Origin of the sequence: Sinorhizobium sp. B11 (genome assembly GCA_039725955.1) — a bacterium.
In the GTDB taxonomy this organism is placed as follows: domain Bacteria; phylum Pseudomonadota; class Alphaproteobacteria; order Rhizobiales; family Rhizobiaceae; genus Rhizobium.
The window spans coordinates 3920970-3934891 of sequence record CP091034.1 but is presented as its reverse complement, the minus strand read 5'-3'; the positions used below and the strand labels follow the sequence as shown (position 1 = coordinate 3934891).

At 59.1% G+C, this 13922-nt stretch carries 10 protein-coding genes and 1 tRNA gene; 5 read left to right on the top strand and 6 right to left on the bottom strand.

The features are described 5' to 3' along the window. Positions 1 to 89: 89 nt before the first annotated feature. The 3 genes from LVY75_29535 to cpdR1 form a co-directional block, all read right to left on the bottom strand. A complete protein-coding gene (locus LVY75_29535) occupies positions 90 to 434 on the bottom strand; it encodes a hypothetical protein (protein ID XAZ22907.1) in 345 nt (114 codons plus the stop codon). A 196-nt stretch (positions 435 to 630) separates the two neighbouring features. Beyond that, a tRNA-Val gene (locus tag LVY75_29530) sits at positions 631 to 705 on the bottom strand. Positions 706 to 789: 84 nt separating this feature from the next. After that, positions 790 to 1152, bottom strand: coding sequence for a response regulator CpdR1 (gene cpdR1 / locus LVY75_29525; protein XAZ22906.1), 363 nt, complete (start codon positions 1150 to 1152; stop codon positions 790 to 792). Between the two features lie 190 nt (positions 1153 to 1342). On the opposite strand from cpdR1, the gene LVY75_29520 reads away from it, so the two are divergent. Both LVY75_29520 and hisN read left to right on the top strand, forming a co-directional pair. Next, positions 1343 to 2224, top strand: coding sequence for an N-formylglutamate amidohydrolase (locus tag LVY75_29520; GenBank protein XAZ22905.1), 882 nt, complete (start codon positions 1343 to 1345; stop codon positions 2222 to 2224). A gap of 249 nt (positions 2225 to 2473) precedes the next feature. Then, positions 2474 to 3247 carry a histidinol-phosphatase gene (gene hisN, locus LVY75_29515; protein ID XAZ22904.1) on the top strand — a complete coding sequence of 258 codons (774 nt, stop codon included), beginning with the start codon at positions 2474 to 2476 and terminating at the stop codon, positions 3245 to 3247. Between the two features lie 3 nt (positions 3248 to 3250). Here hisN and LVY75_29510 read toward each other — a convergent pair whose 3' ends face one another. Then, on the bottom strand, positions 3251 to 4222 hold the full coding sequence (locus LVY75_29510) for an alpha/beta hydrolase (GenBank protein XAZ22903.1): 972 nt from the start codon (positions 4220 to 4222) through the stop codon (positions 3251 to 3253). Between the two features lie 682 nt (positions 4223 to 4904). Here LVY75_29510 and LVY75_29505 point away from each other — a divergent pair. Then, the gene (locus tag LVY75_29505; protein XAZ22902.1) at positions 4905 to 5375 is read left to right on the top strand and encodes an Hsp20 family protein; all 471 of its coding nucleotides are present in this window, start codon (positions 4905 to 4907) and stop codon (positions 5373 to 5375) included. Positions 5376 to 5449: 74 nt separating this feature from the next. Here the strand turns inward: LVY75_29505 and LVY75_29500 are convergent, their stop codons facing one another. Next, positions 5450 to 6454 (bottom strand): bile acid:sodium symporter, encoded by a 1005-nt coding sequence (locus tag LVY75_29500; GenBank protein ID XAZ22901.1) that lies wholly within the window; start codon positions 6452 to 6454, stop codon positions 5450 to 5452. Between the two features lie 94 nt (positions 6455 to 6548). On the opposite strand from LVY75_29500, the gene LVY75_29495 reads away from it, so the two are divergent. After that, positions 6549 to 7403 carry a LysR family transcriptional regulator gene (locus LVY75_29495; GenBank protein ID XAZ22900.1) on the top strand — a complete coding sequence of 285 codons (855 nt, stop codon included), beginning with the start codon at positions 6549 to 6551 and terminating at the stop codon, positions 7401 to 7403. A gap of 67 nt (positions 7404 to 7470) precedes the next feature. On the opposite strand, the gene LVY75_29490 is transcribed toward LVY75_29495, so the two are convergent. Then, positions 7471 to 8523: a low specificity L-threonine aldolase gene (locus tag LVY75_29490; GenBank protein XAZ22899.1), complete on the bottom strand. Its 1053-nt coding sequence runs from the start codon at positions 8521 to 8523 to the stop codon at positions 7471 to 7473. A gap of 546 nt (positions 8524 to 9069) precedes the next feature. Here LVY75_29490 and gltB point away from each other — a divergent pair. Further along, positions 9070 to 13791 (top strand): glutamate synthase large subunit, encoded by a 4722-nt coding sequence (gene gltB, locus LVY75_29485; GenBank protein XAZ22898.1) that lies wholly within the window; start codon positions 9070 to 9072, stop codon positions 13789 to 13791. Positions 13792 to 13922: the final 131 nt, after the last annotated feature.

Sequence of the window (13922 nt, the reverse complement as noted above, 5' to 3'; positions counted from 1 at the left end):
GGCGAATCAACACCTCGGGCTCCATTATCGCGCATGGCATGGCTCTGTGTCCGAATTTGGTTTGGCGTCGAAGATGGATTTCTATCGCCTCAGCACGGATACATTTGCTCCAATGACCTGAGCAGGACCAAGGGGTAAGCCTGGAACGTCTTCTCACCGATATCCGGGTGCCGCTCAAGATATCTCTTCACGATTTCGACGTACTCGGTTTGCGAAATCGTGACGTTCCGCGGTGAGCAATATAAGAGGGGCCTGCCCTCAGCTGCGAGGTGGGTGTTCACCATTCGAAGTGTCAATCCCGCCCCGCCAATCAGCATCGTGACGACGCTTGTCTCCTTGCTCTCCATGAGCGCGCGGAGCGTCATGTCTTCTTTTGCGGAAGCCGGGCTCCAGCTCAACACCAGCAGCAATATCAATCCGATGAAAATTTTCATGTGCACCCCCAATGAGGGAGAGCGAAGCAACATTGCAACCGTTTGGTCAAGCCACTTTTCAGGGAAGTTTCGGCAAATGCGGCACGAACAAGCAGACACTTCGCACCGGTCTTAGAAGAGCCTGCGAAGGCCACAGCGCCAAAACTAAAAAGGCCTTTCGATTTCTCGAAAGGCCTTGCTTTTCAGCGAATTAGGATGGTGGGCGTGACAAGGATCGAACTTGTGACCCCTACGATGTCAACGTAGTGCTCTCCCGCTGAGCTACACGCCCATCCGATGTCGGCGCATAGACCACAAAACCTCCGGAGCCGTCAATAGGCTTTTTTGAAGTTTTGTGACGATCCGCCAAGACGCCTTATGCGGCAAGCATCTTGTTGACCTCTTCGACGAGGTCGCGCAGGTGGAAAGGCTTGGAAAGGACCTTCGCATCCTTGGGAGCCTTCGAATCAGGGTTCAGTGCAACGGCTGCAAAACCGGTGATGAACATCACCTTCAGGTCGGGATCGAGTTCGGTCGCGCGCCGCGCCAGTTCGATGCCATCCATTTCCGGCATGACGATATCGGTCAAGAGCAGGGAGAAGGGCTCCTCACGCAGGCGGTCATAAGCGCTAGCGCCGTTGTCGTAGGAAAGGACCTTGTAGCCGGCCTTTTCAAGCGCCTTCACCAGGAAGCGGCGCATATCATTGTCGTCTTCGGCGAGAAGTATCTTCTGAGTCATTAATCCGGACCGCTGATCACTACGTTTTTTATGGGATACCAGCCGTCTACACTATACTTCGCCCGGTAAACAACCGGTGAAATCGCCCTAGCCGCGGCCGCTATCCCTTCCATGTAGTATGGACTTAAGGGCAGGCAACTGGCAACATAGCCCTCACAGCCACTTGATGACATGGTAAAGAGGGCAGAAAGTGCCGGAAATACGCGAATACGAGCTTTTTGAAGTGCATGAGCCCGTGTCGCAGACCATCCCCTTCGTCTACAACTCCCCTCACAGCGGCCGTATTTATCCACCGGAATTCATCGCACAGTCGCGGCTGGAAGGCATCTCGATACGCCGGTCCGAAGACCATTATGTCGATGAACTGTTCGGTGCGGCCGTGGACCTCGGCGCGCCACTCCTGCTTGCGAACTTCCCGCGCGCTTATCTGGACGTCAACCGAGAGCCGTATGAGCTCGATCCGCGCATGTTCGACGGCCTGCTGCCGCCTTATGCGAATATCAATTCGCTGAGGGTTGCCGGTGGACTTGGTACCATTCCGCGCATCGTGGCCGAGAATATGGAAATCTATGCGCGCCGGCTGCCCGTACAGGAAGGGCTGGAACGTGTCGAAAGCGTCTACAAGCCCTATCATTCGACGCTGCGGCGGCTGATTGCGCGCACGCATGTACAGTTTGGCTTTGGCGTCCTGATCGATTGCCATTCCATGCCCGGCAATGTGCGCGTTGCCGGCAGCAATGCGCGACCCGATTTCATCATAGGCGACCGCTACGGGACTAGCGCTTCGTCAGAGCTTTCGCGCACGGCGATCGGCATCCTCGAGGAAATGGGTTTTGCCGCGATCCGCAACAAACCTTATGCCGGCGGCTTCATCACCGAACATTACGGCCGCCCGTCGCGCGGGCTGCATGCGCTGCAGATCGAGGTCAATCGTTCGATCTATGTCGATGAGGTCACGCTGGAGAAGCGGCCCGATTTCGACATCGTGGTGACCGCCATTACGTCGTTCATGCGGCAGATGGCCGACTACGTCGAGAAATTCTCCGGCGACCGGGCGCTTGCTGCCGAGTAATTTCTCAATCAGGTCAAAAAAAACCGCGCCTTGTCAGCGCGGCTAAGTCTAGGGAGGAAACACCCAAGGAGGGTATTTACAGTCAGAAGACTGTAATCAGGAAACTACTGTTGCATTGCACAAATGTCAAGCATTATATTGCACTGCAAAATCTTTAGGCAGCTAAGCCAAAATTGCCCGTTTCATTTGCATTCCACTGCTTTTTCGCTATGAAAAGCGCCATTTCCCGCCAGCTATACGGATTTCTCCATGCTTCCTGACCGTTCGTTCTTCAACCGTCTTGCCGAAGCTGCGAAGGCGGAAACCCTGCCGCGTTTTCGCTCGGGCACCAATGTCACCAACAAGCTGTCCTCCGGCTTCGACCCGGTCACCGAAGGCGACAGGGCGGCGGAAACCGCGATCCGCGCGCTGATTGAGGCGCATTTCCCCGACCACGGCATTCTCGGCGAAGAGCACGGCAATGTCGGCCTTGATCGCGAGCATGTGTGGGTGATCGACCCGATCGACGGCACGCGCGCATTCATCTCGGGCGTTCCTGTCTGGGGGACACTGATCGGCCTGCAGAAGAACGGCCGGGCTATTGCCGGCATGATCGAGCAGCCTTTCACCGGCGAACGCTATTTCGGCGACGAGAATGGTTCGACCTACAGCGGACCTGAGGGCGAGCGCCGGCTGCAGGTGCGTGATTGCGGTGCTCTTTCCAATGCCATCCTGTTCACAACATCGCCACATCTCTTCGTCGGCGAGGAGATGGACAAGTACCGCGAAATCGAAAGCAAGGTACGGCTTTTCCGCTATGGCTGCGATTGTTACGCCTATGCGCTGCTGGCGGCGGGCCATGTCGATCTTGTTGTCGAAAACAGCCTCAAGCCTTACGACGTCGGCGGCATCATTCCTGTCATCGAGGGTGCCGGTGGCATCATGACCACCTGGGATGGCGGGCGGCCGGAAAATGGCGGTTCGATCATCGCTGCCGGCAGCAGGGCGGTTTATGAAGAAGCCGTCGAGATTCTGCAGCGCTGAGGCTCATGCGCCGATCGCAGCCACATCCTCGGTCGCCTCAGCATCGCTGCCTGGAATGAAGGCGTGGAGCGCTGCCAGCGCGGCGGCGCGGTACATATCTCTTTCCTGGAATACCTCGTGTCGGGCGCCATTGATCGGCACGAGTTGGCCGGCACGGAAATAGCGCGAAAGCCGCTCTTGCGCCGTATAGGGCACCAGGCCGTCGCGCGTCGGTGCGATGACGACAGAGGGGATCGTGATCGAGAAGAGATGATAGGGCTGGGTCACCCGGTCGATCGCTTTCATGCATTCGTGCATCCAGCGGGCAGTCGGCGCTCCCAGAGCAAGTTCCGGGTGAGCCCTTGCGATCTCCGCGTTTCGCTCGAAACGCGTTTCATCCGATGTCAGAGGGTTATCGGGGAACTGCAATTCTTTCATCTTGCCGAGCGGCAAGGCACCAAGGCCGATCGTGCTGAGCGTCGCCGACACCGCGCGGATCATCCCCTCGGAAGCGGCCTGGCCAATAAGGCCGAGGAAAGGGGCGGACAGCACCATGCGCTCGATACGCGTCGAAAGATAAGGTGCGGCAGAAAGCGCGATCAGTCCGCCGGTCGAATGGGCGAGCATGTAGAAGGGCAGCCTTGTATCCGGCAGCACGACCTTCTCGAGGAAGGTGTCGAGATCGCGCTCGTAGTCGGAAAAGCGGCGCAGGTGGCCGTGATTGCGCTTCTTGATCAGCCGTGGTGAGCCGCCCTGGCCGCGCAGGTCGTAGGTCGCGACCCAGAGACCCTTGGAAGTGAGATCGCGGATCGTTTCGAAATACTTTTCGATACATTCGCTACGGCCGTGCAGAAGCACCACAGTTCCATGGGCCGCCGGTGTTTGCGACCGGAAGACGGCATAACGCAACCTATGGCCGTCGTGTGTCTCGAAAAAACCTTCGGTGCGGTTCTCCGGCGCCGGATTGTCTGGAGTTGAGTAAAGCACCTGTTCCATGGCCAGTGTTTCTTCGCGTGAGATATTGACTAGGGGATACCGCAGGGATTGGGAAAATCAATGACGAAATTACTGCTTAATGTAAGCGAAGTATAATGGAACGAGATTTCTCCATACGACAAGCTCGGCGAAAGCTGAGACACGCTAAAGTTAGTGAGAACGAAAGATTTGTCCCGGCATGAAGCCGGTTATCCGCACGTTCATGACTGAAGATTGGGGCGCCGGGAGGCCGGTCACGAATTCGGGTCCTCCATCGGCCTGTCAATTTCGGCGCCCGCCAATCAATCGGCTCGACCATCTGCGGCTGGATTGTCTCGATATCGATCCGCGGATCGACTTGCAGAGCTCTATGCTTGAAGAAAAGTGGCCGGCGGAGCTGAGGGAGCTCTTGGCCGGCCGAATTGAGGCTGAAGAAGAAGGGACGATACACTTCAGCCGTCGGGCCAGTGTCACCCGATGCGCCTATCTCTAGTGAGAGGCGGCTGAACCTTCTCCGAACCTGCCGTTCATGCAGGGTTCACGCAGAAATCCCAGCGTTTTGAAGAGGGCTTGAAGTCCATGAAGGCCATCCCCATCTGAACTTTGCGGACGCCAGAAGGGTCCGCGCAATCGTCCCGGAGCCGCCAAGAATGGGGTTTCACGGACATGCTATCGCAACACGTCGCTTCCCTAGGAGGACATCATGCGTCACGTAGACTTCTCTCCCCTTTATCGTTCCACCGTTGGCTTCGACCGTCTGTTCACGATGCTCGACAGCCTTTCCCAGCCGGACCAGGTTCCGACCTATCCGCCTTACAATATCGAACGGACCGGTGAGAACACCTATCGCATCACCATGGCCGTTGCCGGCTTTGACGAAACCGAACTCGCCATCGAATCGCATGCCCACGCGCTCACCGTGAAGGGTGAAAAGCGCGAAGAAAATGCCGATGGCGGCGAGTATCTCTACCGCGGCATTGCAAAGCGCGCTTTCGAGCGCCGCTTCCAGCTTGCCGACCATGTCGAAGTCACTGCCGCTTCGCTGAAGAACGGCCTCCTGCATATCGACCTTCTGCGCAGCATCCCGGAGGCTCTGAAGCCCCGCAAGATCGCTATTGCCGCTGAGCCGGTCGAGGCTCCGAAGTCGATCGAAGCGCAGGTCGTCAACAGCTAATCCGCTTTCAACCGGATCAGACCGAAACGGCGCCCGAAAGGGCGCCGTTTTTGTTTTGAAGCCGTCTCACCTGGTCAGGCCGGGCTTGTCGCTTCTTCCAGCTTTTTTTCCGATGTGCGGCGCGCTGCGGCAGCGGCATATTTCTGGGCGATGACGGCGCAGACCATCAGCTGGATCTGGTGAAAGAGCATCAGCGGCAGGACGATCGCGCCGATCGATTGGCCGGCAAAGATGACGTTTGCCATTGGAACACCGCTCGCAAGGCTCTTCTTCGACCCGCAGAAGGTTATGGTGATCTCGTCGGCCTTGTTGAAGCCCAACCAGCGGCTGCCATGCATGGTGATGACGAGGACGAGCGCCAGCAGCAGCATATCGGCGATGATGACGGCGACGATATCGGCGATCGAAAAGGTGTGCCATAGCCCTTCGACGACGGCCGTCGAGAAAGCCAGGTAGACAACCATCAGGATGGAGCCGCGATCGACGGGCATCAGGATTTTCTTCTTGGAGCGGATCCACTCGCCGATCCAGGGCTGCAGGATCTGGCCGACAACGAAGGGAGCCAGCAATTGCAACAGGATCTGTTCCAGTGCGTCGAACGAGAAGCCGCCATGGCCACCGACCGAGAAGAGCAGGCCGACAAGCAGCGGTGTCAGGAACATGCCGAAGATGTTCGAGGCCGACGCCGAGCAGATCGCCGCGGGGACGTTTCCGCCGGCCATCGATGTGAAGGCGATCGAGGATTGCACCGTCGACGGCAGCACGCAAAGGAAGAGGATGCCGAGATAAAGCGGCTGCGGCAGGATCGAATCCGGGATGAAGCCTATCGCCAGCCCGAAGATCGGGAAGAGGCCGAAGGTAGTCAGCAGGATCATGAGGTGCAGGCGCCAGTGCAGCAGACCGGCAACAACGACATCACGCGAGAGGCGTGCGCCGTGCAGGAAGAACAGCAGCGCAATGGCAAAATCGGTCGCTACCCCGAACCAGCCGGCAAAGGCGCCGCTCGCGGGGAAGATCGACGCGAGGATGACGGTGCAAACGAGCAGGATGGTGAACGTATCGGGTAGAAAGCGCCGCATGGCTGTCTCGCCTAACTTAAAGAGTCATTGTTCTGTCGCTCATTATGATCCAGGATGCAAGGAATAACAGTTATTGCAAATCTGGATCTCCCCGATGCTGGATCTCTCACAGCTACGCAGTTTCGTCACCGTCGAGCAGATGGGCAGCTTTACTCTGGCCGCCGAAAGGCTGGGGCTTGGGCAGTCGACGGTCAGCCAGCATATCCAGAGGCTGGAAACGTCACTCGGGCGCCGGCTGCTGGAGCGTGATACGCACAAGGTCGTGCTGACCGGCGATGGCGAAGCCTTGCTGACACATGCGCGGGCGATGCTGTCGATCGAGGGGCAGGTGCAGTCGCTGTTCAAGAGCGGCAGCCTGCGTGGGCGGCTGCGGCTTGGCGTTTCCGAGGATTTTGTGACGAGCCGCTTGCCGGCGGTGCTGGAAGATTTCGTACGCTCGCATCCTTCCGTCGATATGGAACTGACGGTGGCACTTTCCGGTGTACTTTATGAAATGCAGGATGCAGGGGCGATCGATCTCGTGCTTGCCAAGCGAAGGCTCGGCGATGAGCACGGAAAGCTCGTGTACCGGGAGCCGCTGGTGTGGCTGGCGCGTGATCCGGAGCATGTGCTCGCATCCGGTCCACTGCCCTTGATCGCTTTCCCGCCGCCGAGTGTGACGCGCGCCATTGCGCTGGAAGCGCTCGGTCGGCAGGGCGTGGACTGGCGGATCGTCTGCACCTGCGGCAGCCTCAGCGGACTGACGGCAGCAGCACGCGCCGGAATGGGAGTGCTCGTGCAGCCGCGCAGCATGGCTCCCTCGGGGTTGAAGGAAATCTCGCCGGCCCGGCTACCGGTGCTGGAGGATGTCGAGTTCGTACTGGTGCCGCGAAAGGGAGCCGATCAGGCGCTCGTGGCGGCACTTTCGGATGATATTCTAAAGAAGGTCAGAGGCTTGCGGTCGGCCTGAAGATCTTCAATCAGAATTCCCGCCGGCGACGGCGGGATTTTCCCTCGCGAATCTGGCATTTGCGAAATCAGGCGGCCAGGCATTTGAGGAAGCCATCGACATCGGCTTCGGTCGTTGCAAAGCTGGTGACGAGACGGACAAGAGTTTCGCCCTCCGAAACGAGATCCGGCATCCCGGCAGGGATCGGCCACTCGTAAAATTTTGCACCCTTGCTCTCAGCCGTTTTTGCCGCCGATTTCTGAATGACCGCGAAAACTTCATTCGAGGCGGTCGGCCAGGCGAGCCGGGCCGAATTGCTGGCGCCGATGCCGGCGCGCAAGCCGTCGGCCATGCCATTGGAGTGTCGGGCGAGATCAAGCCAGAGGCCGTTTTCGAAATAGGCGTCGAACTGGGCGGAGATGAAACGCGACTTGGAGAAGTGCTGGGCAGCCCGCTTGCGGATGAAATGCATTTCCTTCGCCTGTTCCGGATTGAAGAAGACGATCGCTTCAGCACACCAGCAACCATTCTTCGTGCCGCCGAAGGAGAGCATATCGACGCCGCGCTTCCAGGTCATTTCGGCAGGTGTTGCATTCAATGCAACGAGCGCATTGGCAAAGCGCGCGCCGTCCATGTGCAGGGGTAGTCCTCGCTTCTTGGCGATCGTGGAAATCTCGCCGATTTCCGGCAGCGAATAGACGGTACCGATTTCGGTGGATTGGGTGATGGTCACAGCGGTGGCGCGGCCATGACGAAGGGCATCCTCCGGGAAGTGCGCGATCTTTGCCGAGAGCTTGGTCGGATCGATCTTGCCGGCCTCGCCGTCGACGGCCATGAGGCGGGCGGAGCCGGAGAAGAATTCTGGGGCGCCGCATTCATCCTCGATCACATGGGCTTCTGAATGGCAGAAGGTGATCCCGCCAGGGCGCTGGACGCTCGCCAGCGCCAGGGAGTTGGCAGCGGTGCCGGTCGCAACGAAGAAGACGGAAACCTCGCGCTCGAAGATTTCTGAAAAGCGGGCTTCCACTCGCTTGTCGAGATCGCTGTTGCCGTAAGCGGCGGCAAAACCGGTGGATTCGGCGAGCAGGCGTTCGGCAATGGATTTATGGGCGCCAGCCCAGTTGTCAGAAGCAAAAATCATAGAGAAAACCACTGAAAATGATGGGGAGGGAGTTTCGGGAGTGGACACTACGCCAAAGCTTCACAGGATCAAGGGCGGAAACCTAGATGCATCACAAAAATTGAACTGCGCAATCAATAAACAAAATGATAAGTTGGAAGGTAATTTTATGTCGCCATTTTGGTTGATCTGGCAATCTTCCGTCGCAAATTGACGTTTTTTTAAGATGGCGCTCTTGCGAAGAGGAATTGTTTCTGGCATTGAACGGACGAACTAGGACAGGGTTGCTGTCCTATTTTGGTCTTCACGGCCGAAGAGGCGCTCGAAAGCCCTGGAACAGACCGGCTTTCACGCTATAGTTCTTTCGAGCGCTGAGCCTTCCATATGGCGGCGCACGGAAGCGAATGGCAGGCGCGGAACGCGACGGTTTGCTTTCCCTGAAAGCAGATGTCTGCGACCGGATCTTCATGATGCAACAGCGCTGTCACGCGCCGGACCTATCTTAAAGGTGCGGTGCGCGACGAAAAGCCGCCCGCAGCCCCGCGGGCTTCGACAGGAGGAAAGACGATGACGAAGATGACGCCATCCACGCATATTGACCAGTTTGCAGCAGACGCGCGCGCAATGGCCAATACGCGTAAATCCGCCTCCGGTCTGCCGAAGAAACAGGGGCTTTACGATCCGCGCAATGAGCACGATGCCTGCGGCGTTGGCTTCGTTGCGCATATGAAAGGGCAGAAGTCGCATCAGATCGTCAAGGACGGTCTCTTCATTCTCGAGAACCTGACGCATCGCGGTGCCGTCGGCGCCGATCCGCTGATGGGCGATGGCGCCGGCATTCTGGTGCAGATTCCCGACCGCTTCTTCCGCGAGGAAATGGCCAAGCAGGGCATTACCCTGCCGAAGGCCGGCGAATATGGCGTCGGCCATATCTTCATGCCGCGCGACGAAAAGCAGATCGAACACTTCAAGAAGGTGATCAAGGACGTTATCGCCGAAGAAGGTCAGGTCCTTATCGGCTTCCGTGACGTACCGGTCGACAATTCATCTCTGTCAAAGGCGCCGGCGATTGCAGCGACCGAGCCGCATCACGTGCAGGTCTTCATCGGCGCCGGCAAGGATGCCGCGACGAACGACGAATTCGAGCGCCGGCTCTTCACGCTTCGCAAGGTCATTTCCAACCGGATCTATGACGAGTTCGACGGTGAGGAGAGCCATTTCTATCCGGTGTCGCTGTCCAGCACGACCGTCGTCTACAAGGGCATGTTCCTGGCCTATCAGGTCGGCGCCTATTACAAGGACCTGGCGGACCCGCGTTTCGAAAGCGCGGTCGCCCTCGTGCATCAGCGCTTCTCGACCAACACCTTCCCGTCCTGGAAGCTCGCGCACCCCTATCGCATGGTCGCCCATAACGGCGAAATCAACACGCTGCGCGGCAATGTCAACTGGATGGCGGCGCGTCAGGCTTCGGTCTCTTCTCCGCTTTTCGGCGAGGACATTTCCAAGCTCTGGCCGATCTCCTACGAAGGCCAGTCGGACACGGCCTGTTTCGATAACGCGCTCGAATTCCTTCTGCGCGGCGGCTATTCGCTATCGCATGCCGTCATGATGCTGATCCCGGAAGCATGGGCGGGTAATCAGTCCATGTCGCCCGAACGCAAGGCATTCTACGAGTATCATGCCGCGCTGATGGAGCCGTGGGACGGACCGGCTGCCGTTGCCTTCACCGATGGCAAGCAGATCGGTGCGACGCTCGACCGTAACGGCCTGCGTCCGGCACGCTATCTCGTCACCGATGACGACCGCGTCATCCTCGCATCGGAAGCCGGCACGCTGCCGGTTCCCGAAGAGAGCATCATCCAGAAGTGGCGCCTGCAGCCCGGCAAGATGCTGCTGATCGATATGGAAGAGGGCCGGATCATCTCCGATGACGAGGTGAAGGCGCAGCTTGCGAACGCGCATCCCTATCGCAGCTGGCTCAACCGCACGCAACTCATTCTGGAAGACCTGAAGCCGGTCGAGCCGCGCGCGCTTCGCCGCGACGTCTCGCTGCTCGATCGCCAGCAGGCCTTCGGTTACACGACCGAGGACACCAAGATCCTGATGTCGCCGATGGCGACGACGGGTCAGGAAGCGATCGGCTCGATGGGCACGGATACGCCGATCTCGGCCATGTCCGAGAAGTCGAAGCTGCTTTACACCTATTTCAAGCAGAACTTCGCGCAGGTGACGAACCCGCCGATCGACCCGATCCGCGAAGAGCTGGTCATGAGCCTCGTTTCCTTCATCGGTCCGCGTCCGAACATTCTCGACCATGAAGGTATGGCGAATGCCAAGCGACTGGAAGTACGCCAGCCGATCCTGACCAATGGCGATCTCGAAAAGATCCGCTCCATCGGTCACACTGAAGACCGTTTCGACACCAAGACGCTCGACTTCACCTATGATGTAGAGCGCGGCGCCGAAGGCATGCCGGAAATGCTCGACCGTCTGTGCGAGCGTGCGGAAGCGGCGGTCAAGGGCGGCTACAACATCATCGTGCTCTCCGACCGCCAGATCGGTCCGGATCGTATCGCGATCCCGGCGCTGCTGGCGACTGCTGCCGTGCACCATCACCTGATCCGCAAGGGGCTGCGCACCTCGGTCGGTCTCGTCGTCGAGACCGGCGAGCCGCGCGAAGTGCATCATTTCTGCCTGCTGGCCGGTTACGGTGCGGAAGCGATCAATCCCTATCTCGCTTTCGACACGCTGCTCGACATGCATGCCAAGGGTGAATTCCCGAAGGAAGTCGACGCCAACGAAGTCGTCTATCGCTATATCAAGGCTGTCGGTAAGGGCATCCTGAAGGTCATGTCCAAGATGGGCATCTCGACTTATCAGTCCTATTGCGGCGGGCAGATCTTCGATGCGATCGGCCTGCAGTCGGAATTCGTCGACAAGTATTTCTTCGGCACGGCCACGACCATCGAAGGCGTCGGTCTGGAAGAAATCGCCAACGAGACGGTCATCCGTCACAAGTCTGCCTTCGGCCGCGATCCGATCCTGGCGAGCAACCTCGATATCGGCGGCGAATATGCCTACCGTATGCGCGGCGAAAGCCATGCCTGGACGCCGGATGCCGTGGCTGCCCTGCAGCATGCGGTGCGCGGCAATGCCGAGGATCGTTACCGCGAATTCTCCGAGATGGTGAACACCTCGGCACTGCGCATGAACACGATCCGCGGCCTCTTCAAGATCAAGAGCGCCGAGGCACTCGGCCGCACGCCGGTCTCGCTCGACAGCGTTGAGCCTGCCGTCGATATCGTCAAGCGCTTCTCGACGGGTGCCATGTCCTTCGGCTCGATCAGCCGCGAGGCGCATACGACGCTGGCAATCGCCATGAACCGGATCGGCGGCAAGTCGAACACCGGTGAAGGTGGTGAAGAGAGCGACCGTTACATGCCGCTGCCGAATGGTTCGTCGAACCCCGAGCGCTCGGCGATCAAGCAGATCGCGTCCGGCCGTTTCGGCGTGACGACGGAATATCTGGTCAATGCCGACGTGTTGCAGATCAAGGTCGCTCAGGGCGCCAAGCCCGGCGAAGGCGGCCAGTTGCCCGGCCACAAGGTCGATGCGGTCGTTGCCAAGACCCGTCACTCGACGCCGGGCGTCGGCCTGATTTCGCCGCCACCGCACCATGACATCTACTCGATCGAAGATCTGGCGCAGCTGATCTACGACCTGAAGAACGTCAACCCGACCTCGGATGTATCGGTCAAGCTCGTCTCGGAAGTCGGCGTCGGCACGGTTGCCGCCGGTGTTGCCAAGGCACGCGCCGACCACATCACGGTTGCCGGTTTCGATGGCGGTACAGGTGCATCACCGCTCACTTCGCTGAAGCATGCCGGCTCGCCCTGGGAAATCGGCCTTGCCGAAACACAGCAGACGCTGGTGCTGAACGGACTGCGCTCGCGTGTTGCCCTGCAGGTCGATGGTGGTCTGAAGACCGGCCGTGACGTCGTCGTCGGCGCGCTGCTCGGTGCCGATGAATTCGGCTTTGCAACGGCTCCGCTGATTGCTGCCGGCTGCATCATGATGCGCAAGTGCCACCTGAACACCTGTCCGGTCGGCGTCGCGACGCAGGATCCCGTCCTGCGCAAGCGCTTCAAGGGCACGCCCGAGCATGTCATCAACTATTTCTTCTTCGTCGCCAACGAAGTGCGCGAAATTCTCGCCTCCCTCGGCTTCACCAGGCTCGATGACATCATCGGCGCTTCGGAACTGCTCGAGAAGGATGAGATGCTGGCGCACTGGAAGGCCAAGGGGCTCGACTTCGCCAAGATCTTCCACAAGGTCGATGCACCGAAGGAAGAGACCTACTGGACAACACGCCAGAAGCACCCGATCGACGACATTCTCGACCGCAAGATGATTGCGGCCGCCGAGCCGGCACTGGCATCGAAGACGCCCGTCGCCTTCGAAGTCGATATCAAGAACGTCGACCGCTCGGCGGGTGCAATGCTCTCGGGCGAGGTCGCCAAGCGTTATAACCACCGCGGCCTGAAGGAAGATACGATCAACGTCACCCTGAAAGGTACCGCCGGGCAGAGCTTCGGCGCGTTCCTGGCACGCGGCGTCACCTTCAACCTGATCGGCGACGGTAACGACTATGTGGGCAAGGGTCTCTCGGGCGGCAAGATCATTATCCGCCCGCCTGACAATTCGAGGATCGTCGCTGAAAACTCGATCATCGTCGGCAATACCGTTCTTTACGGGGCGACCGAAGGCGAGTGCTACTTCCGTGGTGTCGCGGGCGAGCGTTTCGCAGTTCGCAACTCCGGTGCGATCACTGTCGTTGAAGGCGTGGGCGACCACGGCTGCGAGTATATGACGGGTGGCGTGGTCGTTGTGCTCGGCGGAACGGGGCGCAACTTCGCGGCCGGCATGTCCGGCGGCGTGGCCTATGTTCTCGACGAGACAGGCGATTTCGCCAGCCGCTGCAACATGGCCATGGTCGAGCTCGAGCCGGTTCCGGAAGAGGATGACATGCTGGAGAAGCTGCACCATCACGGAGGCGACCTCATGCACAAGGGACGGGTCGACGTCTCTGGTGACATGACGCGCCACGACGAGGAACGCCTCTACCAGTTGATCTCCAACCATCTGCACTATACGGGCTCCACCCGCGCCAAGGAAATCCTTGAGCACTGGGCCGACTATCGCCCGAAATTCCGCAAGGTCATGCCCGTCGAGTATCGGCGTGCGCTTGAGGAAATGGAACGCAGCCGGATGGGCATCGCTGCCGAATAATTGCACCGAACAATCCGCCACGCTCCAAGGCGCGCGTGGCGGATGACCGAAATATCTCAATGACCTCAACGACGATCAGCCGCAAGCCCGAAGCTTGCGCAACCGCGTGGATGGCGACAAGGGATATGTTC